Consider the following 22,694-nt stretch of genomic DNA (forward strand, 5'->3'; position numbering starts at 1 on the left):
GTTCACCCCACTCTTGCGGTGGTGCGCCCAAAAGGCTAGAACCCCGCAAGCAGTGCTGCTGTAGCTCAGTGGTAGAGCACTCCCTTGGTAAGGGAGAGGTCGACAGTTCAATCCTGTCCAGCAGCACCAGCAACTCCCCCACGCATATGGCATGGTTTTTTTTCAGGCTTCCGAGCGACCTGAAAGAAAAGTAGCCCGCCTGCCCCTCACGGGGTTTGGGTATTCTCCCCTCCCATACAAAAAAGGCCCCGCACTCTGGCGGAGCCTTTTGCAGACATACCCCAATCAGGCAAAGCCCAAAGTGGCTCAGCCGCGCGGGGGGCCTTTATTGGGGCCACCCCCACCGCCGGGACCACCCTGACCGCCGCCATGGCCACCACCGGGCGAACCACCCCCGGATGGACCACCACCACCTTGTGCACCGCCGCCGGGCCGCTGGCCACCACCACCGGGGCCACCTCCCCCCGGACGACCGGGACGACCGGGACGACCGCCACCATCCGGGCGACCACCCCCGCCGGGGCGGGACCAGCCCCCTCCATTATTATTGCCACCACCGGGGCGGCCAGACCCCATACCCGGCCTGCCCATGGGGGGGCGCGGTGCAGGGCGGGACCAGCCACCACCAGAATACCCACCGCCATATCCGTAATAGTCATCATACCGTATGCTGGAACCAGCATAGCCGTACGGGTAGTACGGACGTGGCCGTGGGCCGGGGCCACCAGGGCCTGCACACCCTGCCAGAACGGTTAAAGAACCCAATGCTGCCAGAGCGCACACAAGACGTTTCATAACATTGTCTCTCCTGCTGGTGGCTTGGCGTTCAGGACCCTACCTTCACCAGCACATGATGTTTTTTGCCAGCAGAAAGCCTGATGGCGCCATCTACACTATCGTGCTCCACAATCAGGCGATTTTCATCCGCTATCACGGCATTGTTGAGGCGCGCGCCCCCGCCCCGTACCAAACGCCGGGCCTCGCCATTGGTTTTGGCAAGCCCTGCCTCCACCAGCAGGCGGAAAACGGGAATCCCTGCGGCAAGGTCAGGCTGGGTCACTTCATGCACAGGCAGGTCAGCGGCTGTCAGCGCACCTTCCTCAAAGGTCTGGCGGGCGGCTTCGGCTGCGGCCAGAGCTGCCTCGCGCCCGTGGCACAGGGCCGTGGCTTCGGTCGCCAGCACCTTTTTGGCTTCGTTAATCTGCGCACCCGGCAGGCTCTCAAGCCGTGCACATTCCTCAAGCGGCAGGTCCGTGAACAGGCGCAGGAAGCGCCCGACATCGGCATCCTCGGTGTTGCGCCAGAACTGCCAGTAATCAAACACAGGCAGACGTTTTTCGGACAGCCACACCGCCCCACTGGCCGTTTTGCCCATTTTTGCGCCGGAGGAGGTGGTAAGCAGCGGAGTGGTCAGCCCCATAACGGATTTCTGATCCGTCCTGCGCACCAGTTCCACGCCAGAGATAATGTTGCCCCACTGGTCGGAGCCACCAAGTTGCAGCACCAGCCCATATTTGCGGCTGAGTTCGCGGAAGTCATAGGACTGGAGAATCGAGTAGTTGAACTCCAGAAAAGTCAGCCCCTGCTCACGTTCCAGACGATTCTTGACGGAGTCGAAGGCCAGCATGCGGTTAATGGAAAAATGCACCCCCACATCGCGCAGCAGGTCAATATAGGCCAGCTTGTCCAGCCAGTCGGCATTATTGACCAGCAGGGCATCCGAAGGGCCCGTGCCAAAGGTCAGGAACTGGCGCAGACACCCTTCTATGCCGGCAAGGTTGGTCTGGATGATGTCATCCGTCATCAGCCGCCGCGCTTCCTCCCTGAAGGAAGGGTCGCCAATACGGGCAGTGCCGCCGCCCACAAGGGCGATGGGGCGGTGGCCATGCTTTTGCAGCAGGCGCAGCATCATAATCTGGATCAGCCCGCCCACATGCAGGCTGTCTGCCGTGGGGTCAAAGCCGATATAAGCCGAGATGGACTCCCGTTCCATAAGTGCGTCCAGTGCCTGCGCATCCGTGCACTGGAAAATGAAACCGCGTGCCGCGGCCTCGCGCATGAAAGAACTCCGAAATCCGCTCTCGACCATTTTCCTGTCCCTATCCTTCGGCCCGCATCAGGCGGGCAGAACCCAAGGCACACGCTCTAGCATGAGAGGGCGCGCAACAGGAACAGCCCACCGCAGGCCATAACCAACTGGTGCAGCCCTTACGCCGTGCCGCCCACGGTCAGCCCGGTCATTTTAAGGGTGGGTTGCCCAACACCCACCGGCACGCCCTGCCCGGCCTTGCCGCAGGTGCCAATACCGGGGTCCAGTTCCAGATTGCCCCCGATCATGGAAACCTGGGTCATGGCCTCTGCCCCGCTGCCAATGAGCGTTGCCCCCTTGACCGGGGCCGTAACGCGGCCGTTTTCGATCAGATACGCTTCGGAGGCAGCAAACACGAACTTGCCCGACGTAATATCCACCTGCCCGCCACCAAAATGCACGGCATACAGCCCACGCTTGACGGAGCGGATCATCTCCTCCGTGGTGGCGTTGCCTTCGAGCATAATGGTGTTGGTCATGCGTGGCAGGGGCATATGCGCATAGGACTGGCGGCGGCCATTCCCCGTAGGGGCAACCCCCATGAGCCGTGCGTTCAGCCGGTCCTGCAAATAGCCTTTGAGAATACCATCCTCAATCAGCACCGTGCGGCCTGTAGGTGTGCCTTCATCATCTATGGTCAGGCTGCCACGGCGGTCCGGCATGGAGCCGTCATCTATGACCGTCACCCCGGGGGAGGCCACACGGGTGCCAATACGCCCGGCAAAAACGGATGTTCCCTTGCGGTTAAAATCGCCTTCCAGCCCGTGGCCTACGGCTTCGTGCAGCAGAATACCGGGCCAGCCAGCACCCAGCACCACTTCCATTTCCCCTGCCGGGGCGGCCTGTGCCTCCAGCGCCACCAGCGCCTGACGCAGGGCCTCGTCCACCGCACCCTGCCATGTTTCCTCATTCAGCAGGCGGTTAATCTCATAACGCCCGCCAAGGCCGTGGCTCCCGCTCTCGCGCTTGCCATCATGCTCCACCACAACCGACACATTCAGCCGCACCAGTGGCCGCAAGTCGGCCACGCGCGCGCCATCGGCACGGATGATCTGCACGGCCTGCCACTCGCCCGAGAGCGAGGCCATAACCTGCACCACGCGCCGGTCCTTGCCCCGTGCGTAGGCATCCATGCTGGAAAGCAGACCGGACCGGGCGGCAAAATCCGTATCCCCCAGCGGGTTGGCATCCGTGTAGAGCCGCTGGTTGGTGGGGCGTGGTGGGGGGGCCATAACCCCAGAGCGGCCCGCGCGCACCGCACCCACGGCACCGGCCGCCCGCAGCAGGGAGGAGCGGCTCATCTCATCCGAATGGGCAAAGCCTGTCTCTTCCCCCAGCACCGCGCGCAGGCCAAAGCCCGTGCTGGTGTTGAAGGAGGCGGAACGGATAACCCCGTCATCCAGTGCTATGGATTCGCTCTCACGGTATTCAAGGAACAGTTCGCCATCGTCCATGCCGTCCAGCGCCGTGCGGGTCAGCTTTTCGGCATCATCCCGGCTAAGCTGGGCCTGCTCCTGAGCAAAAAACAGCTGGTCTGTGGCGGCCAGCGCCCCGGCGTGTGAGGGAGAGAAAGACATGGACCAAAGCCCTCCGTCTGGGAAATATCCGTCTGGGAATAACGGCTGCCCGCACGGCCAGCCACCTGTTTGACCTGAATGCCAGAAACCGCGGTGTTCAGATACCCGGCAACTCGTTTACCGTAACCACCCGCCAGCCCGTATCCAGCCGCTCCAGAATGGTCAGGGAGAGGTTCTGGACCGAAAAATGCAGCGCGGTTTCGGCGTGTATGCGCAGCGCATGCGCCAGAGCCGCACGAATAACCCCACCATGGGCCACGGCCACAATGTTGCGCCCTGCATGTGTTCTGGCCAGCCGGTCCAGCAGGCGGCCAACACGGCTGCATACCTCAATCACGCTCTCCCCCTCCGGGGGGCAATCACTGGCGGCAACGGGCCAGAACGGGTGGGGGGGCAGGGTCAGGTGCGCAGGCAGGGCCTTGTATTCCAGCCCTTGCCATGTGCCCAGATTCTGCTCGATCAGGTCCGGCTCCACAGTGAGCGGGCGGGGGCCGTACCCGGCCTCCTCAATCGCCTGTGCGGTGCGCCGTGTGCGAGAGAGCGGGCTTATGAACCACTGTGCGTCCTGCGGCAGACGCTGGGCCAGCGCGCGGTACATGGGCTTCTGGGCAATCAGGCTGTCGGGGCAGAGCGGCACGTCCATGCTGCCATACATGCGCATACGGGCGTTTTCTTCCACCAGAGCATGGCGGATCAGCCAGAAGCGGGTAATACCGGTTGGAAGTTCAGGCCCATCCAGAAAATGGTCCTGAGAAGAGGATGAGGCTTTTTCGGCAATCATGTGTTCGCTCATGCCTCTGTTGTGGAATCAGCTTTGCCCGAGCGCAAGAGCAGAAATGCCCAGCCTGCCCAGAGCAGGGGCCTGCCCGGGCATACACCCACCGCCGGACAGGCTGGCACGGGCGGCATGCGGGTGGCACGGTGGCTGTGCATGGGCAAGGTCCGCCCAATACCGCAGGATCAGGCCCAGCTTGGCCAGCATCCACGCTACGGGGAGGTCTGCCGTGGAGGCCCCTTTTGCCACGGCGGGGGCAGCCGCATAGCCCCCTCCCGTGCCCGAAATATGCCGTGCAGAGGCCGAAACACGAAGCGCGCCCATGCCTGCCTCAACACCCTGCGCCGTGGTCAGGGCAACCGGTTGCCCCACATGGCAGGGCAGGGCCGCAAGGGCACGCTCCTCCCCCCGCAGGTCCATGGGCAGGTAGGGGGTCAGATCCGCCAGCAGCCAGCCATGCACCAGCCTGGCCTGTGCAAAATCCAGCGCACAACCGTCATGCATTACAGTAAAGGCAAAAATGCCCGGCAGGCTGTCCCACGCATCTGCCTCCGGCTGGGTAGACAACGCCACCGAGGGCAGCAGGCGCACAAACGGGCAGGCACGCAGCGCGGCTGCGGCCCCCTGCATGAACTGCTGCAACCGCTCTGCCTTTTGCGCATCCGGCACGGCGGCAAATGCCTCCATTTCGGCCCGTGCTCCACTCCAGCGCACGAACAGGCCCGCGTTCAGGCCCGCAGGCAGGGTGCGGCAGGCAGGCAGGTCCGGCCATTCAGCCCGCGAGGCATATGCCGCAAGACCGGCAGGCAGGCAGGCTGTGCCGTGCAGGCGGGCCAGCCAGCTATCGGGCAGGAACAGTGCGCCACTAAACGGTGGGCCAGTAAAAAACTTGGACCCCGTAACCATAACCGCCCAGCCCCACGCCACGTACTGGCGTACAAGCTCTGGCCGCAGGCGGGCCTGACAGGCATCCACCAGCACATCCACCTGACCGGGGTATTGCGCACACAGGGCGCGCACCCTGCTGGCGGGCAACACAAGCTGCCCGGTTTTGGAAACATGCAGCATGTAAAGCAGCACGCGCCGCCCCGCCCCAACCGCGCGGGCCACATGCTGCTGGCAGGCGGCAAACAGGGCGTTATCGGGCACACGCTCCGCGTTGCTGCCACGCAGTTCCAGCGCAACATGTTCCGCATCCCGCATAAACCCGTCTATGGGCATGCCCTTCTGCACAGCCAGCCCTCGCGCGGTGCGGTGGGCAAAATGGCGGCCACAGGTCGCCAGCGGCACGCCACTCCCGGTTTCTTCCACACCGGGGACGATGGTTGTCAGCGGTGTGTTCAACAACCCCATGACCGCCGTGGCAGCCAGAGCGCAGTCGGTCCCTGATGGCGCGAGCACAACCCGCCCGGCTCCATCCAGATGGTAAAACCCCGCCAGAAAGGTCTTGGCTTCTTCCACAACGGCTTCGGCCCCCTGCCCCTCCACCGCAAGGCGGATCAGCCGGGTAGCCGCCTGATGCATGGCCCGTGCCGCAGGCAGTGTTGGGGTGGATGCGGTGGAGGAGGAAAAATCCAGCTCCCCATACCGGGGGAGAGGCTGGCACCCATACCGGTTAAGGCCGGTTTGCGCACCGGGGTCCAGCCGCTCGTCCCCTCCGCTTACAACCAGCCATTCCGCAGGTTGCAACACCGGCCATGCGGCGCAGGCCCATGCCTGCAGGGCGGGCACATCCACCCCATGCGGGCGCAAGGCGGGAGCTACAAAAAAAGCCAGTTCCGGAAGGCACTGTGCAAGCTGGGTGGCATCGGGCGCTGTGCTCCCCGCCAGACCATGCCCCCATGCACATGGCATGGGCACGGACCTACCGGGGGGGCAGAATGGCCCCGTCTGCCAGGCACAGGCCGTAACCCTTGCCGCAGCCAGCAGCAGGCGCGCCATGCGCTGCCCATTGCCCCCCTCCGCCAGACCTGCCCCCGCAGGCGGGCAACAGGCACGCACAAGGGCGGACAGTTCCAGTGCAAACCGGGCGTAAAACCATGCCTGAGCAGGCTCAACCGGTTCAGCAGAGCAGGCAATGCTCCCATCGGGCTGAACACAGACAGGCCGCCCGGAACCGGGTTGTTGCAGAACAAAGCAGGGTGCCAGCATATGCCGCAGGAAGGGGGAGGACTGCATAGCCTGCAAAACACTGGTCAAATTACTTGCATCCATTCACACGGCACACCCTGGAGCGGAAGATAAACAAGGAACAGACATCCGCCATGATACCGGCCTGTGCACGCGACAATCCCTTACCCAGACCACCACAGCCCCGCCCCAGACTGCCCGGCCCCATGCGGCATACACCCCACACAGGCCAAGGCGCAAAGTGCCAGCCGTATCCGCATAATGGGTATGAGCTGCCTAATATTGTCGATCCCCCGCCGCGGAACAAGCCGTACACACCCCATACGCCCATGCCTGTCACGCCGGGTGGCCATGCTCCCACCTGTGGGCATGCCTCTTTAACATGGGTTCAACACCGCCCGCCTCTGGCCGCAATCTTGTGCAAAGGATGCGGTTCGCAATACGCGGCAGGGCTGCTAAGAAGAAAGCAGTCACCCTTTACAACCACCCGCGCACACGATTCCTGCCCAATGCAGGGAACAGGCGCGGCCTCTGGAGTCAGGACCGGCACCCTTGGCGCGCACAAGCCCTTTAAATACCACCAGTTCCCCCGCCCCCCACAAAAGTACCCTGCGCCTGCGCATGGAGGAAGGGGGCGGCATTGCGCTCTGCATTCTGGCCTGTGCCCTGCTGGCAGCCCTGCTGACCTACAACCCGACCGACCCCTCCTTTAACACCGCCACCAACCAGCCCCCTACCAACCTGCTGGGCATAACCGGCGCGTTTGTAGCCGATACGCTGTTGCAGGGAATCGGGCTGGGAGCCACGGTACCGGTGCTTATTCTGCTGGCATGGGGGTGGCGCTTTATGGGCCACCGCCTGCTTGGGCATGAAACATGGATGGTCTTTGGCATGCGGGTGGCTGCCATTTTATGCCTGCTCCCCGTAGCCGGGGCCCTGCTTGCCGCCATTCCGCTGCTGTTTACTGCCCTACCCAACATGGAATGGCCCACACAGGCCGGTATTGGCGGGGGTGTCGGGCATTCCATTGCCCAGACCTCCATTGCCGCGGGCATGGCCGCCATAGGGCCTGCGGGGGGCATGGTTATCTGGCTGCTGGGCGGGCTGCTTGCCGGGCTTCTGCTTGCCCTTGGCACCGGCCTGCGGCGTGATGAATGGTATGCCATCTGGCGGGCATTTGTGTTTGTTGTGTGCCTGCCGGGCAGGCTGGGCAGGCGGTTTGTGCGCTACTATGCCAGCCACAAACCACACCCCGCCGCCCCGGCAGCCAGCACACAGCCCAGCGCCTACACCGCCCAGGCCGCCCAGCCTGCGGCAGACGCATTTTATGGCAGCACCCTGCCCACCGGCCCCCTGTTTGATGATGAAGAGGACGAGCACGACCTCGCCCCCTATCACGCTCCGCAGCCCGCCACCCACCATGCCACAGGCACGGCACTGGTGCTGCACGGCACGCAGGACAACAGCCAGCACAGCCCGCATGCCCTTACCCCCGCACCACTGGATGCACCGCCGGGCACCCCTGCACGGGCAACGGCCATAACCCCTCTGCCAGCCACAAAGGCCGAACCCGCCTTTACCCTGCCCACCGCTACAACACCGCACCCCGCACCGGAAAAACCCGCCAAAAGCGGGTTGCTGGGCCGCCTGTTCTCCGGTGCCAGCCAGCCCGAAAGCACGCACGCTACCCCCGAACGCAGCACCCCCACCCGCAAGGGCGGGTGGGAACTCCCCCCCATGAGCCTGCTGCGCGCAGCCCCCAGCAACGCCCATACCGGCCCCTCGCCCGAGCTGCTCAACGCCACCGCCCGTATGCTGGAGCAGGTTCTGGCCGATTACGGCGTGCAGGGCCGCATTGTGGGCATGAGTGCTGGCCCCGTGGTAACACTGTATGAACTGGAACCCGCACCGGGTATCCGCTCGGCCCGCATTATCGGGCTGGCGGACGATGTGGCGCGCTCGCTATCCGTGCTGAGCGTACGCATTGCCACCGTGCCGGGCCGCAACGTGATGGGGATTGAAGTTCCCAACCAGACGCGTGAGACGGTTTACCTGTCCGAACTGCTCAACCAGCCCACATGGCGGGAAGATACCGGCCAGCTCCCTCTGGCACTGGGCAAGGATATTGCGGGCGAACCCATGTTCTCCGACCTTGCGCGCATGCCCCACCTGCTGGTGGCGGGCACCACCGGCTCGGGCAAATCGGTTGGCGTGAACGCCATGATCCTCTCCCTGCTCTACCGGCATTCGCCCGATGAATGCAGGCTGATCATGATTGACCCCAAGGTGCTCGAACTCTCCATTTACGACGGCATCCCCCACCTGCTCACCCCGGTTGTGACCGAGCCCCCCAAGGCGGTTAACGCGCTCAAATGGGTTGTGCGGGAAATGGACCGCCGCTACCGCACCATGGCCCACCTGCAGGTGCGCAACATTGCAGGCTACAACGCCCGTGCGGCCGAAGCCCGGGCAGACGGGGAGGTAGTCGTCCGCCGCGTACAGACCGGCTTTGACCCCGAAACCGGCAACCCGGTGTTTGAGGAACAGTCCGTCGCCTTGGACCCCATGCCCTATATTGTGGTCATTATTGACGAAATGGCCGACCTGATGATGACCGCAGGCAAGGAAATTGACGCCTGCGTGCAACGTCTGGCCCAGAAGGCGCGTGCGGCGGGGATTCATGTCATCATGGCAACGCAGCGCCCTTCGGTGGATGTGATTACCGGCACCATCAAGGCCAACTTCCCCACCCGTATTTCGTTCCAGGTGATCAGCAAGTTCGACAGCCGCACCATTCTGGGCGAGCAGGGGGCCGAGCAGCTTCTGGGCCAGGGGGACATGCTGTTCATGCAGGGTGGTGGGCGCATTACCCGCGTGCACGGCCCGTTTGTGGCCGACAGCGAAGTGGAGCAGGTTGTCAACTTCCTCAAGGAACAGGGCGAGCCCATTTATGATGAGGACGTTCTGGCCGAACCCATGGAGGAAGGCTCCTCCTCCAGCGCTGGCAGCCGTGCCAACGGGAACGAAAACGCCGAAGCCGACATGTACAGCGAGGCGGTAAGCATTGTCACGCGTGAGGGCAAGGCATCCACCTCCTTCATCCAGCGCCACCTGTCCATTGGCTACAACCGCGCGGCCAAGCTGATTGAGCAGATGGAAAAGGAAGGAATTATCAGCCGGGCAGACAATGTCGGCCGCCGCAAGGTGCTGATCGGCTCCAACCGCGAAGAAGACTAAAACCCCGTATGCCTGCCCCCCTGCCCCCCCTGCTCTACCAGAGCAGCCATGTGGTTATTCTTGACAAGCCCGCGGGCCTGCCCGTGCACACCGGCCCCGGTGGGGGTGCCTGTGTGGAGGACTGGTTCCCCCAGCTTTCCCGCCGCAAGGATGGCCCATGGCTTGCCCACCGGCTGGATGCGGATACATCGGGCTGCCTTGCCATAGCCCTGCGCAAACAGCCCCTGCTGGCCATGCAGGAAGCCTTTGCCAACAAAACCGCACGCAAAACCTACTGGGCCGTAGTGGATGGTGGACCACAGGCGCCCACCGGGCGGATTGACCTGCCACTGCTTAAAACCAGCACCAGAGCGGGCTGGTCCGTGCAAGTGGCGGACAAGGGAGCTCCTGCGGCCACCACATGGCGGGTTCTGGGCCGGGACGGGCAGACAAGCTGGCTGGAACTGGAGCTGGAAACCGGGCGCACCCATCAGGCCCGTGTCCATTGTGCCGCCATGGGCTGGCCCATTGTGGGGGACGCGCTTTACGGCAAGCCCCACGCGGCCGGGCTGCACCTGCTGGCCAGAAGCCTGTACCTACCCATTGATAACGGTGTTACCGTAACCGCACCCCCACGCGCGGGCATGCGCCCCGCCCTGCACGCCTGCGGCTGGCGCGCAACCGAACAGGGCTGAAAAACCCACTCCACGGCACACCGTCCCTTAAGGCTGCCCGAGTGCTCCTGTATCGGGCCAGAGCTGCACAAGCCTTGCATGCAGGTTGTGGCGTCTGGTGCGGAGCGCTGCACTATCAAACATCTGTGCCCGCACACGCCCGGCCTGCCCCATGCGGCTGCGCAGTTCGGTATCGGACATCAGGCGGTCAAGCGCCTCCACCATGGAAGGCAGGTCATCGGGGTTGGCGTAAAGTGCGGCCTGCCTGGCCACATCGGGCAGCCCCCCTTTGCGTGATGTCACCAACGCGGCCCCACAGCCCATGGCCTCCAGTGCGGCCATGCCAAAAGGTTCGGCCCACCGGCTGGGCACGGCCACAATGGCCGCGTGGCTCATGGCCTGCAAAACCTGCGCATGGGGCTGGTAGCCTAACATCTGCACTCCTGCGGCCTGAGCCTGCGCCTGTATTCTGCTCAGGAATTCGGTTTGGGGGGACATACAGCCAAACCTGTCTGCCCCTATAATCTGCGCCTGCCATGTGGGGTAGCGGGGCAGCAGAGTGGCGCAGGCCTGCACAAAGGCATCCACCCCTTTGTCTGCCACAACGCGGCCAGCAAACAGCACAAGATTGTCCCTTACAGGGGCGGGGGCTGGCAATGCCGCAAGGTCCAGCCCATTGGGCAGCACGCTAACCTGCGCCTGCACGCCCTGCTCCAGAAAACGGTTCCGCAACCACTCGGACACCACCACAACAGCCACCCTGCGGGCCAGCAGCATGCGCTTACGGGCCGTTTTGATCAGGCGCATACTGCGCGGGTCATTGTGCAGCACCAGCACCAGCGGCAGGTGGGGAAAGCGCCGGCTTATGGCCCACGCCAGATCCGGGCGGTTATGCACCTCCACCAGATCGGGGCGCAGCCTGCGGACCAACCGCACCACGCCAGCACGGTAACGCCCCGCATGGCTGAACGGGAACAGAACAGGCGGCACGGGCGCAAAAGGCACATCATCATACGGGCTGGTTGCGGGGGGGCTGCCCGCCACCACTTCGCCCGCCCCGGCCATGCGGTGCACCAGCAGGGCTATGGCCCCGGCCTCATCAGGGGCAAAACTTTCACGCGGGGGCAGAACAGTCAGCACCCGCAAGGGGGGAGTGAACGCTGCGGGGGAACCGCGCACTCCGTTACCCTGCTGCGGGTTGCGCACGCTCATGCCTGCTGCCCTGCTGCCCGCCATGGTGTGTTCAGGCGAGGGTTTCGTACATATCCAGTTGCCATTCCACCGGCTCACGCGCAGCAGCAGCGTACCATTCCACCATCAGCGGGTGGTGGCGCACGGCCTGCATGTAAGCCTGCGCCGTGCTGGAAAGCCCCGGTACGTCGTAGGATAGAAAGCGGCAGACAACAGGGGCAAACATGGCATCCGCATTCCCCATACCCGACCCGCACAGGAACGGCCCGCCCCGGCCGGCCCCTTCGGTCCAGATGGCGTTAATGCGCGTTATATCCTTGTGCACATCTTCGGCCAAAGGCGCGGCCAGCGGGCGATTACGGCCCAGATTCATGGGCAGGGCAGAACGCACGGCCCTGAAGCCGGAGTGCATTTCCGCCGCCACCGAGCGCGCCCATGCCCGCGCGGCCCGGTCCTCCGGCCATAAAAAGGCGTGGTGCTCGGCACAGTATTCAGCGATGGAGAGCGAGTCCCACACCACGGCTCCCCTGTGTTCCAGATACGGTACGCACCCGTTGGGCGAGAGGGTTTTAAGGGCTGCGGTCTGCCCTGCACCGGCCAGCGGCACAACCTCCACCCCCACATCCAGCCCGGCCAGACGCACACACAGCCAGCCGCGCAGGGACCATGACGAATAACGCTGTGTACCAATAACCAGACGACCTTCCGCCATGTGCGTGCTCTCCTGTTCTGTTCAAGCCGTAGCCTGCTGGTCCGTCCGGCGGATAAACCCGCCGCCCAGAATACGACTCCCCTGATAAAACACACAGGCCTGACCGGGGGCGGGCATGGCGGGTTCGTCCAGCAGCACGGTTGCGCCATCGGGGGTTGGGACCACACGGGCCGTGCGCGGCTCTTCACGCGCGCGCATCTGCACCTTGCAGACAAGGCCTTCAGCCGGAGGGTCCAGCAGCCAGTTGACATCCCGCACGGACAAGGAACTGACAAACGCATGCGCACGCGGGCCAATAATAACACGCTTGCTGCCCGGCTCCACGCCCACCACCATCTGGCGCTCACCGTGCAGGCGGGCAGCATTCCCCAGCCGTTTGCTCTGGCCCACGGTAAAGCGCATCACACCTTCATGCGCGCCCACAACATGGCCGGACTGGTCCACAATCTCGCCCGGGCCGGCCATTTCGGGGTGCATGCGCTCCACCAGATCCACGTAGGAGCCATCGCTGACAAAGCACAGGTCCTGGCTGTCTGGCTTGCCTGCCACAACCAGCCCGTACCGCTCGGCCTCGCGCCGTACGGCGGCCTTGTCTGGCATGTCACCCAGAGGGAAGCGCAAAAAATCAAGCTGGTCGCGTGTCGTGGCAAACAGGAACCAGCTCTGGTCACGCGCCTCGTCCACCGGGCGGTGCAGTTCCGCACCCTGCGGGCCTTCCACACGGCGAACATAATGGCCGGTGGCCATGGCATCGGCCCCGATTTCCTTCGCCAGTCCCAGCAGGTCGGTAAACTTGACGCCCTGATTGCACGCAACACAGGGGACCGGGGTTTCCCCCGCCGCATAGGCATCGGCAAAGCGCTCGATCACGCTATCCTGGAACCGGCGTTCCGCATCAATCACATAATGCGGGAATCCCAGACGATCGGCCACAGCGCGGGCGTCGCGGATGTCCTGCCCCGCACAGCACGCGCCCTTTTTGGCCGCCCCTCTGGAATCGTAGAGCTGAAGGGTCGCGCCCACAACCTCGTGCCCTTCTTCCAAAAGGCGGGCAGCCACCACGGAACTATCCACCCCTCCGGACATGGCAACAAGAATACGCATGGGCGGGCTTTCCTTCCCTTTTTGTATCAGGCCTTGCTGGGCAGGCGCACGACCAGACCATCAAGGGCTTCGGTCATGACAATCTGGCAGCCAAGGCGCGAGGTTTTTTCCAGCCCGAACGCAAGGTCGAGCATGTCTTCTTCATCATCGGTCGGGGCATCCAGCCGGTCTGCCCATGCGGGGTCCACCACAACGTGGCAGGTCGCGCAGGCCAGCGACCCCTCGCACGCGCCCTCAAGGTCCACATCGTGCTTATGGGCAATTTCCAGCACGGACAGGCCAACCGGGGCATCGACCGTGCGTTCTGTTCCGTCCTGCTCAACAAACGTCATCTGGGGCATTGGTTTTCATCCTGCCAAAAAATATCATGGCGGCGGCGGCCTGTATGGTCCGGGCCTTAGGCTGCGGGCATGGGCCGCCGGGGTGTGGCCCGCACCTGCAGGGCAGCCTGTGCCAGACTGTCCGCCGCGCGTTCTGCTTCGGCGGTGGAGGTAAAACGTCCGGGGGACAGACGCAAGCTTCTTCCTGCTTCATCAAAGCTCAGCCCCATGGCCTCCAGCACGTAGGAGGGGGCCAGTTCGGCCGAAGAGCAGGCCGAACCAAGGGAAACCTCAAGCCCGGGCATAACCGCCAGAACCTCTGCCGCGCGCAGGTCAGGCGGCAGGCGCAGGCTGAAAATACCCGGCAGGCGCGCAGCCTCCTGCGCATTGACCACACATCCGGGCAACTGCGGCCCCAGACGGGCCAGAAACACCGCCTGCACGTCGGCCAGATGCGCACCATCACGCGCCATATCCGTGCTGGCAATCTGGCAGGCTTCCCCAAATCCTGCCAGCAAAAAGCCCGGCAGGGTGCCAGAACGCAGCCCCCGCTCCTGCCCACCACCAGAGAACAGGGGGGTCAGGCGCACACGCGGGCGACGGCGTACAAACAGCGCCCCCGCCCCCTTTGGCCCATACAGCTTATGGCTGGAAATGGAGGCCAGAGCCACGGGCAGGACGTGCAGGTCCAGCGCAATTTTACCTGCCGCCTGCGCCAGATCGGTATGCAGCAGCGCCCCAGCCTGCGCGACCAGCGCACCCAGCGTGGCAAGGTCCTGCAGAACCCCGGTTTCGTTATTAGCTGCGGCAATGGATACAACAGCCGTGGGGGCCTCTGCCAAAGCGCGGGCCAGCACCTCCGGCTCCACCTGCCCAAGGGAGTTAACCGGCAGAACAACCGGCTCAAACCCTTCATGCGCCAGATCCGCCACACTTTGCAGCACACATTTATGCTCGGTCGCGACAGTTATAACCCGGCGGCGCGGGCTGCCCTGTGCCGCCAGATGCCGTGCCGCTCCCTTGATGGCAAGGTTATTGGACTCGGTCGCCCCCGAGGTAAAAACAATCTCACGCGCCTCCGCCCCCAACAGGGAGGCAACCTGCGCGCGGGCATGTTCCACCATATGGGCCGCCCGGGTGCCGCTGGCATGGGTGGTGCTATGCGGGTTACCGTTTTCCTCCGCCAGAGCGCGCAGCAGAACCGCCTGCACACGCGGGTCGCATGGCGTGGTTGCCGCGTGGTCAAAATACAATGCCGCCATACCCGGCCCCCTATTGCGCCAGAGCCAGACCAGCCCCGGCCGCCATGCGTGCGTAACTTTGCACAAACCGCTCCACATCCGCCTCCCGCACGTTCCATGGCAGGGACACGCGTATGGCCTGCCCCGCCTGCTCCCCCAGCCCCATGGCCTCCAGCACATGGGAGAACGCTACCTTGCCCGATGAACAGGCCGAACCTGCGGAAACACAAAGCCCGTCCAGGTCCAGCCGCATAAGCTGCCCCTGCGCGCGCCGACCGGGGAGCACAAGGGACGCCGTATTGCCCAGCCGTGGAGCCCCTGCGCCACACACCAAAGCTCCTGCGGCCTGTGCAGCCTGCTCCAGCCGGTTGCGCAGGGGGGCCAGATCGCGCGGGTTGTCCAGAGCATCACACAACGCTGCGGCAAGCCCGGCTATGGCGGGCAGGGGCTGGGTGCCCCCCCTGCGGCCCTGCTCCTGCCCGCCGCCTTCAAACACCGGGGCCAGTGGCCTTGGGGCTGGGCCGCGCAACAGCAGGGCACCAGCCCCTTTTGGCCCACCCATTTTGTGACCGGAGCAGGCCAGACTATCCGCCCCCAACTCTTCCACATTCACAGCCATGCGGCCTGCGGCCTGCACGGCATCCACATGCAGATGTGCACCATGCTGGCGGCACAGGCGGGCAACCTCGGCCACGGGGTGGAGCACACCCGTTTCGTTATTAGCCAGCATGAGGCAGACAAAGGCGGGCGCGCCCGGCGCACTCAGGGCTGCCTCCAGCAGGTCCAGACGAACCTGCCCGTGGCTGTCCACCTCCAGCCATGCCCGGTCTGCCCCATCGGGCACACCCTTGCGCACGGCATCATGCTCGGTGCGACCAACCAGAAAACGCCGCCCCTGCCCAAGCCCGTGCATGGCCAGTACGTTGGCTTCCGTGCCGCCAGAAGTGAACACGCAGTTGAGCGGAGCCACACCAAGGCGGTGCGCTACCGTGTTGCGCGCCTCCTCCAGCACGGCGCGTGCGCGCCGCCCCGCATGGTGCACGGAAGATGGATTCCCCGTAAGGTCCGCCGCCTCCAGCATGGCCGCACGCGCCTGGGGCCGCAGGGGTTCGGTCGCGTTGGCATCCAGATAGACGGGTTGAGGAAAATCCTTTGCCCTATCGTCTGTTTTATCATTCATGCTTTTTTTCTACCCGTAACCATACCAGAACTGCGCTTTTTGCAGGCCGTGCAGTACGGCCATTGTCACGATTTATGTGGAAATTCTGGCCCCCAAGCCGCTATAGAGTGCCGTATGGTCAGCACCACAGGGCACAATGGAGACGGCAGGCTGGAAACGGGTTTTCCCGCATGCGCAGCATTCACGGACAACAGCCCGCACGATTATGCCTGCGTTTTGCGCAAGGTCAACGCCGGAGTGTGCCGCACACCCTTTTCTGGTCGTGGGACGGACACCATGTGTCTGTAATGCGCTCCTTTTTCCGTTTTCCCCCAGAAACGGAAAAAGGAGACAGGCTGACTGAGAGTTAAAGTTTGCGGGCCTTTGGTCTGCCCGCATGCTCCGACCCGGAACGTGGCATCGTTCCCCGCCGGGGCAATTATCAAACCCGGAAGCGTCATGCCCGCGGACGCCCTTCCCAGATCAAGCGGAACCTACATGCCTGAGGTTATGTTTGCCGGCCCGGATGGACGTCTTGAAGGACGTTATCACCACTCAAACGAGCCCAACGCCCCGCTTGCCCTCGTGCTGCACCCCCACCCGCTGCACGGCGGCACCATGAACAACCGGATTACATACGCCCTGTACCGCACGTTCGAGAACATGGGCTTTTCCGTCATGCGCTACAATTCCCGTGGGGTTGGCCGCTCGCAAGGGCGGTTTGACGGGGGCATTGGCGAAATTTCCGATGCCGCAGCAGCCCTTGACTGGATGCAGATGATCAACCCCAACGCCAGCGGTCTGTGGATTGCCGGGTATTCGTTCGGGGCGTTCGTGGGCATGCAGCTGCTGATGCGCCGGCCAGAAATTACCGGCTGGATCAGCATTGCGCCGCCAGCCGCCCATTATGACTTCGGCTTTCTGGCCCCCTGCCCGTGCGGCGGGCTGATGATTGCCGGTGGCAAGGATGACATGGCCCCCGAGCCCGCCATCCACAAACTGGTTGATAAGCTGAACACCCAGAAAGGCGTTGCAGTGGACTACCGTGTTTACCCCGAAGCGGATCATATTTTTGCCAAACAGGCAGACAAGATTACCGCTGCGGTGGAAGACCACGTAACCCGCGCCATGAGCCAGCAGCACATGGCACTGGCCGCAGACTAACACCTGCGCGGTAACCGGGTGTGGGCTGTAACAGCAGGCCGCACCCGCAACCCCCTACCCGCTGCATAACCTGCGACGGATAGGGGCCAACCGCCCCCTTGCGGGGTGGTCAGTCCTCCGTCCGGCGGGGGTGTGCCAGTTCGCGCACAACACCATGCAGGGTGCGTAGTTCCTGCTCTGTAACTTCCCCACGCGTAAAAAAGTGACGCAGGTTGCGGACCATGCCGGGGCGTTTTTGCGCGTTCCGCAAAAAGCCGCATCCATCCAGCTCGCGCACAAGATGGCTCATGAAGTTCTCAAGCTCACCTTTGGTGGCCACGTGGGTCTCGTTGGTCATGAGCGTGCGGGGAGGTGTTGCGTCTGCCGCCATCCACCATTCATACGCCATGATCATGACCGCCTGCGCCAGATTGAGCGACATGAAGGTCGGGTTAAGCGGGTAGCGGATCAGCGCGTCCGCGCGTGCCATGTCCTCGTTATCCAGCCCGGCGCGTTCGGGGCCGAACATCAGCCCGACCTTGAGCCCGCGCTGGGTTGCCGCACGCAGTTCCGCCGCACCGCCACGCGCGGTCATGACCGTTTTTACAATATGGCGCGGCCGTGGGCAGGTGGCGTACACATGGTGCAGGTCGGCTATGGCGTCATCCACACTGTCATGCACCGTGGCAGCTTCCAGAATCCGGTCTGCACCCGAGGCCGTGCGCCATGCCCGGTCCTGTGGCCAGCCATCACGCGGGCTGACAAGGCGCAGGTGGAACAGGCCACCATTGGCCATGGCACGGGCCGTGGTGCCAATGTTCTCGGCCATTTGCGGCCTGACCAGAATAACAACAGGTGTATTGCCCAAAGGCTCCAGCGGTGCCCCGCCGTCCCGCCCGGTCATGCGCGCCTCCAGTTTGTGCCGTCTTTTGTATCTTCAAGCACAATACCCTGTGCCTGCAACTGGTCGCGCAGGGCATCGGCCCTTGCAAAATCCCGCGCTTTTTTGGCGGCCAGCCGCTCCGTTATCAAGTTTTCAATCGCGGCATCTTCCTCGGCGGAAGACTCTCCACGGAACCACTGCGCCGGGTCCCCCTGCAACAGACCCATTAACGCCCCACCGGCTTTGAGCGCGCCTGCGGCCTCGCGGTCCCCGCCCATGGCCTGGTTCGCCAGCACATGCAGTTCGGCAATGGCCTTGGGGGTATTCAGGTCTTCCTCCAGTGCGGCCAGTACGGTTTGCGGCACAGGGGCTGCGGGCACATCCGGCACACTGGAGAGGGCACGGTAGAACCGGTCCAGCGTCTTGCGGGCCTCATTCAGCCCGGCTTGCGTGTAATTCAGGGTGGAGCGGTAATGCGTACCCAGCAGCAGCAGGCGCAATGCCTCCGCCGGAGCCTGCGCCAGCACATCGCGGATGGTCAGGAAATTGCCCAGTGACTTGGACATTTTCTCACCTTCCACCAGAAGCATGGCATTATGCACCCAGTAATTGGCAAACTGGCTATGCGGGAAGCAGCACAGGCTTTGCGCGCGTTCGTTCTCATGATGCGGAAAAAGCAGGTCCGACCCACCGCCATGAATATCAAAACTATCGCCCAGATAACGGTGCGACATGGCCGAGCATTCAATATGCCACCCCGGACGCCCCCTGCCCCACGGGCTATCCCACCCCGGCTGGTCTGCATCTGATGGTTTCCACAGCACAAAGTCGCCCGGTGCTTTTTTGTAAGGTGCCACTTCCACACGTGCGCCTGCTTCCAGCTCGTCCGGGTTACGGCCGGAAAGTGCTCCGTAGGAAGGGAACGACCCGACCGAAAACAGCACATGCCCCTGTGCTGCGTATGCGTGCCCGTTTTCAATCAGCCGGGCGATCATGGCCTGCATCTCGCCAATATTATGGGTCGCGCGGGGTTCTATGTCGGGGGGCAGCACGCCGAGGGATGCCAAATCCTTATGAAACTCCGCCGTGGTGCGCTGGGTAAGCACGCCAATATCTTCCCCATTGGCACGGGCGCGGGCGGTAATCTTGTCATCCACATCGGTAATATTACGCACGAATGTAACACGGGGATAGAGCGTGCGCAGCAGCCTGACCAGCACATCCGCCGTAAGCATGGCGCGCAGGTTGCCAATATGGGCCAGATCATACACCGTGGGGCCACAGTAATAGACCTTGATATGCGCGGGATCGAGCGGCTGGAACGGCACGGTCGCGCGGCGCTGGCTATCGTGCAGAAACAGGGCGGGAGCGGGGCTTGGGGAAACGTGCGGCATGTCCGCCTAGATGCGCCACCCACGAAAACGATGCAATATGTGTATGGGCCAAAAAAACCGCGATTATTCCAAAAAACAGGACTTGACGCTCTTACCCTTTTATCGCTTATAGTCCGGCCTTAGCGCAGAATATGTGCATGTGCCCTTATAGCTCAGTGGTAGAGCAACCGCCTTGTAAGCGGTAGGTCTTCAGTTCAAATCTGAATGGGGGCACCATTCTTTCCCGCAAAAAAACTGTTCGCGCCTGACCTCTCAGGCATTTGCCACTGCTGGTAGAGCGGCAGGTCTTATGTCATGACCCAGCCATCCTGCCGGAGCGCCACACCCGCCAGATACAGGCTGCCACAGATCAGTACGCGTGCGGGTTGGGGGCTGGTTGCCGCATTGGCAGCCAGTGCGCTCAGCGCGCGGGCAAGCGTGGGGCCGGTATGGGCCTTGCCCCCCGATGCGTCCACAATAGCCTGCGCAGGCAGGGCCAGATGCTGCTCGGGCTCACAAATGGCCCACAGGTCATCCGCATAAGGCAAAATCGGACCAAGAAAGCCCGAGGCGTCCTTGGTCTGCTTCATCCCCACCAGTATGTGCAGGGGCTGGTCTTTCCAGCGGCCCAGCTCCTGCGCCAGAGCGGCACCGGCTCCGGGGTTGTGCCCTCCGTCGAGCCACAATTCCCATCCGGCGGGCAGCATGGCCGCCAGTTTGCTGTGCAGGCGCTGCATGCGGGCAGGCCATTGCACCTGCCCCACACCCTGCCATGCAGCCTGTGGCACATCCAGCCCGGACAGGCGCAGAGCCTCCACCGCCAGACCGGCGTTTTCCATCTGCCACGGACCGGTCAGGGCGGGCATAGGCAGCGCGAGCGTGCCTTTGGCATCGTTCAGGCACAGCCCGGCGGGTTTGTCCGCATTGCCCTGGGGGGGCTGGGGCGCAATCGTCCATTCCACGCCACGGCGGGCCAGAACAGCCCCCACAGCCTGCGCCTGTTCCTGTAGAACCTGCATGACCTCGGCAGGCTGGCAGCCCGTAACCGCTGGCACACCGGGTTTGAAAATACCCGCTTTTTCCCCCGCGATTGCTGCCAGAGAATCCCCCAGAAAAGCCTCATGATCGCGCGAGATGGAGGTCACAATACAGGCTGCGGGGTGTTCCAGCACATTGGTGGCATCGTACCGCCCGCCAAGGCCGACCTCAATAATGGCCAGTTCCGCCGGGTGGCGGGCAAACAGCATAAAGCCTGCGGCGGTCAGCACCTCGAACACGGTAATGGGGGCACCATTGTTGATGCGTTCGATTTCCTCCAGCGTGGCCACAAGTTCAGCTTCGCTGACCAGCTTGCCTGCCACACGGAACCGCTCGGTTACATCCACCAGATGCGGGGATGTCATGACATGCACACGCCACCCTGCTGCCTCGGCTATGGCGCGCAGGGTCGCACAGGTGCTGCCTTTGCCATTGGTGCCGGCCACATGAATAACCGGCGGCAGCTTGCGCTCCGGGTGCCCCAGACGGGCCAGCAGAGCTTCCAGCCGCCCGAGGGAGAGGTCGATCAGCGCGGGGTAAAGATGGTTCAGCCGTTGCAGAACCTCCCCCGTGCGACCGTTAAATTCGGGCACCGGGGCTCTCTCCCCAGCCTGCACCTGACCCACGGAGGGGCTTACTCGGCTGCCGCAGCAGGTGCTGCAACGGGCTTGGGCGGGGGAGCCTTAACATCGGCCGGAGCATGGGTAAGCAGGCCGATCAGGCGCGACAGGGTGGCGGGCATATCCTTACGGGCCACAACCATGTCGAGCATACCGTGCTCAACCAGATATTCGGAACGCTGGAAGCCCTCGGGCAGTTTTTCGCGCACCGTGTCCTGAATAACGCGGGGGCCGGCAAAACCGATCAGGGCGTTGGGCTCACCGATCTGCACATCCCCCAGCATGGCGAAGGAGGCCGTAACCCCACCCGTTGTCGGGTTGGTCAGCACCACAATGTACGGCAGGCCCGCATCACGCAGCATCTGCACCGCAACGGTTGTACGGGGCATCTGCATCAGGCTCAGCACCCCTTCCTGCATGCGCGCGCCACCGGAGGCAGTAAACACCACCAGCGGGGATTTTTGCAGGATGGCCAGACGGGCAGCAGCCACAAACCGCTCACCAAAGGCGGCCCCCATGGTGCCAGCCATGAACTCGAACGCCATCACGCCCACAACGGCGTTATGCCCGCCAATGGTGCCATGTGCGACAACAAGGGACTCGTCCAGATGGCTCTTGGCACGTGCATCCTTCAGGCGGTCGGTATATTTTTTCTGGTCCCGGAAGCCGAGCGGGTCCACGGGGGCCAATGGCAGTTCAATACGGGTGAACTCACCGTTATCAAAGGTCCATGCCAGCCGGTCATTCACCAGAACGCGCATGTGATGCCCGCAATGGGGGCAGACATTCTGCGCCTTGCGCAACTCCTTGGTCAGGACCATCTGGGAGCACGAATCACAGGTGGTCCACAGGTTATCCGGCACATCACGGCGCAGAAGACCGCGGATTTTAGGACGGACGTATTCGGTGATCCAGCTCATTTTGAACCCTGTGACTGCACGAGACTAACGACGCGGACCCAGCCACGCCTGCGTGGTTGCATTACGCGGGCGGCGCCAATCTGCCAAGTGATTATGAAAAAACGCGGCCATATCCACGCAGGCGGGCACGCGTTTGAACGTGCACCACCTGCGCGTATGGGTGTCGCTTACAGCGCGCCTTCAACCCATGCCTTGAGCTGGCTTTTGGGCAGTGCGCCAACCTTTGTGTCCACAACCTTGCCATCACGCACCAGCATAAGGGTGGGGATGGACCGCACACCGTAGGTGTTGGGGGTTACGGGGTTGTCGTCAATATTGACCTTGGCAACCGTAACTTTGCCCTGCATGTCCTTGCCGATTTCTTCCAGTGCCGGGCCGATCATTTTGCACGGGCCGCACCATTCGGCCCAGAAATCGACCAGAACAAGGCCAGACGCCTTGAGCACGTCAGCATCAAAGCTGGAATCGCTGACAGCAAGCGTATGTTCACTCATGACATGTTTTCCTTAACTACCGGGTGCCTGCGCAC

General features: G+C 63.3%; 19 protein-coding genes and 2 tRNA genes. 5 read left to right on the forward strand and 16 right to left on the reverse strand.

Translation table 11 applies throughout. The features are described from left to right. The first annotated feature begins 54 nt into the window (after window positions 1-54). Window positions 55-129, forward strand: a tRNA-Thr gene (locus LKE65_RS03180). Window positions 130-306: 177 nt separating this feature from the next. Here the strand turns inward: LKE65_RS03180 and LKE65_RS03185 are convergent. The 5 genes from LKE65_RS03185 to LKE65_RS03205 form a co-directional block, all read right to left on the reverse strand. Beyond that, window positions 307-795: a hypothetical protein gene (locus tag LKE65_RS03185; protein WP_278740428.1), complete on the reverse strand. Its 489-nt coding sequence runs from the start codon at window positions 793-795 to the stop codon at window positions 307-309. 31 nt (window positions 796-826) lie between these two features. After that, window positions 827-2,089, reverse strand: a complete 1,263-nt coding sequence (tyrS, locus tag LKE65_RS03190; RefSeq protein WP_086647050.1) for a tyrosine--tRNA ligase — start codon at window positions 2,087-2,089, stop codon at window positions 827-829. Between the two features lie 119 nt (window positions 2,090-2,208). Beyond that, window positions 2,209-3,666 carry a metalloprotease TldD gene (gene tldD, locus LKE65_RS03195; protein WP_095349461.1) on the reverse strand — a complete coding sequence of 486 codons (1,458 nt, stop codon included), beginning with the start codon at window positions 3,664-3,666 and terminating at the stop codon, window positions 2,209-2,211. A gap of 97 nt (window positions 3,667-3,763) precedes the next feature. Continuing rightward, entirely contained in the window at window positions 3,764-4,459 is a 696-nt protein-coding gene (locus tag LKE65_RS03200) for a histidine phosphatase family protein (RefSeq protein WP_086647052.1), read from the reverse strand. Between the two features lie 15 nt (window positions 4,460-4,474). Then, a complete protein-coding gene (locus LKE65_RS03205; protein WP_278740430.1) occupies window positions 4,475-6,655 on the reverse strand; it encodes a GMP reductase in 2,181 nt (726 codons plus the stop codon). Between the two features lie 468 nt (window positions 6,656-7,123). Between LKE65_RS03205 and LKE65_RS03210 the strand changes: the two genes are divergently transcribed. Beyond that, window positions 7,124-9,808: a DNA translocase FtsK gene (locus LKE65_RS03210; protein ID WP_278740431.1), complete on the forward strand. Its 2,685-nt coding sequence runs from the start codon at window positions 7,124-7,126 to the stop codon at window positions 9,806-9,808. Between the two features lie 8 nt (window positions 9,809-9,816). Continuing rightward, window positions 9,817-10,482 (forward strand): RluA family pseudouridine synthase, encoded by a 666-nt coding sequence (locus LKE65_RS03215; protein ID WP_086647054.1) that lies wholly within the window; start codon window positions 9,817-9,819, stop codon window positions 10,480-10,482. Between the two features lie 27 nt (window positions 10,483-10,509). On the opposite strand, the gene LKE65_RS03220 is transcribed toward LKE65_RS03215, so the two are convergent. Genes LKE65_RS03220 through LKE65_RS03245 form a run of 6 tightly spaced genes read right to left on the reverse strand, consistent with a single transcriptional unit; the run spans window position 10,510 to window position 16,209 of the window. Continuing rightward, window positions 10,510-11,697 carry a glycosyltransferase family 4 protein gene (locus tag LKE65_RS03220; RefSeq protein ID WP_278740432.1) on the reverse strand — a complete coding sequence of 396 codons (1,188 nt, stop codon included), beginning with the start codon at window positions 11,695-11,697 and terminating at the stop codon, window positions 10,510-10,512. Window positions 11,698-11,704: 7 nt separating this feature from the next. Beyond that, window positions 11,705-12,364 (reverse strand): glutathione S-transferase, encoded by a 660-nt coding sequence (locus tag LKE65_RS03225; protein ID WP_278740433.1) that lies wholly within the window; start codon window positions 12,362-12,364, stop codon window positions 11,705-11,707. Between the two features lie 21 nt (window positions 12,365-12,385). Further along, window positions 12,386-13,468, reverse strand: coding sequence for a tRNA 2-thiouridine(34) synthase MnmA (gene mnmA, locus LKE65_RS03230; protein ID WP_278740434.1), 1,083 nt, complete (start codon window positions 13,466-13,468; stop codon window positions 12,386-12,388). Between the two features lie 26 nt (window positions 13,469-13,494). Continuing rightward, window positions 13,495-13,809: a ferredoxin family 2Fe-2S iron-sulfur cluster binding protein gene (locus tag LKE65_RS03235; protein ID WP_086647057.1), complete on the reverse strand. Its 315-nt coding sequence runs from the start codon at window positions 13,807-13,809 to the stop codon at window positions 13,495-13,497. A 56-nt stretch (window positions 13,810-13,865) separates the two neighbouring features. Continuing rightward, window positions 13,866-15,050, reverse strand: a complete 1,185-nt coding sequence (locus LKE65_RS03240) for a cysteine desulfurase family protein (protein ID WP_278741747.1) — start codon at window positions 15,048-15,050, stop codon at window positions 13,866-13,868. Between the two features lie 10 nt (window positions 15,051-15,060). Then, a complete protein-coding gene (locus LKE65_RS03245) occupies window positions 15,061-16,209 on the reverse strand; it encodes a cysteine desulfurase family protein (protein ID WP_086647059.1) in 1,149 nt (382 codons plus the stop codon). A 477-nt stretch (window positions 16,210-16,686) separates the two neighbouring features. Here LKE65_RS03245 and LKE65_RS03250 point away from each other — a divergent pair, with 477 nt between their 5' ends. Continuing rightward, on the forward strand, window positions 16,687-17,352 hold the full coding sequence (locus LKE65_RS03250) for an alpha/beta hydrolase (RefSeq protein ID WP_086647060.1): 666 nt from the start codon (window positions 16,687-16,689) through the stop codon (window positions 17,350-17,352). 109 nt (window positions 17,353-17,461) lie between these two features. Here the strand turns inward: LKE65_RS03250 and LKE65_RS03255 are convergent, their stop codons facing one another. Together LKE65_RS03255 and cysS are read right to left on the reverse strand one after the other, a co-directional pair. Beyond that, window positions 17,462-18,235: an RNA methyltransferase gene (locus LKE65_RS03255; protein ID WP_086647061.1), complete on the reverse strand. Its 774-nt coding sequence runs from the start codon at window positions 18,233-18,235 to the stop codon at window positions 17,462-17,464. Further along, window positions 18,232-19,608 (reverse strand): cysteine--tRNA ligase, encoded by a 1,377-nt coding sequence (cysS, locus tag LKE65_RS03260; protein ID WP_278740437.1) that lies wholly within the window; start codon window positions 19,606-19,608, stop codon window positions 18,232-18,234. Before cysS ends, LKE65_RS03255 begins: the two co-directional genes overlap by 4 nt. Before the next feature lie 141 nt (window positions 19,609-19,749). Between cysS and LKE65_RS03265 the strand changes: the two genes are divergently transcribed. Continuing rightward, a tRNA-Thr gene (locus LKE65_RS03265) sits at window positions 19,750-19,824 on the forward strand. Window positions 19,825-19,895: 71 nt separating this feature from the next. Here LKE65_RS03265 and LKE65_RS03270 read toward each other — a convergent pair. From LKE65_RS03270 to trxA, 3 genes are all read right to left on the reverse strand, one after another. Then, window positions 19,896-21,218: a bifunctional folylpolyglutamate synthase/dihydrofolate synthase gene (locus LKE65_RS03270; protein ID WP_278740438.1), complete on the reverse strand. Its 1,323-nt coding sequence runs from the start codon at window positions 21,216-21,218 to the stop codon at window positions 19,896-19,898. 41 nt (window positions 21,219-21,259) lie between these two features. Beyond that, entirely contained in the window at window positions 21,260-22,165 is a 906-nt protein-coding gene (gene accD, locus LKE65_RS03275; RefSeq protein WP_086647063.1) for an acetyl-CoA carboxylase, carboxyltransferase subunit beta, read from the reverse strand. Between the two features lie 167 nt (window positions 22,166-22,332). Next, a complete protein-coding gene (trxA, locus tag LKE65_RS03280) occupies window positions 22,333-22,659 on the reverse strand; it encodes a thioredoxin TrxA (RefSeq protein ID WP_059022710.1) in 327 nt (108 codons plus the stop codon). Window positions 22,660-22,694: the final 35 nt, after the last annotated feature.

This window comes from Acetobacter fabarum, assembly GCF_022483405.1.
GTDB classification, from domain to species: domain Bacteria; phylum Pseudomonadota; class Alphaproteobacteria; order Acetobacterales; family Acetobacteraceae; genus Acetobacter; species Acetobacter fabarum.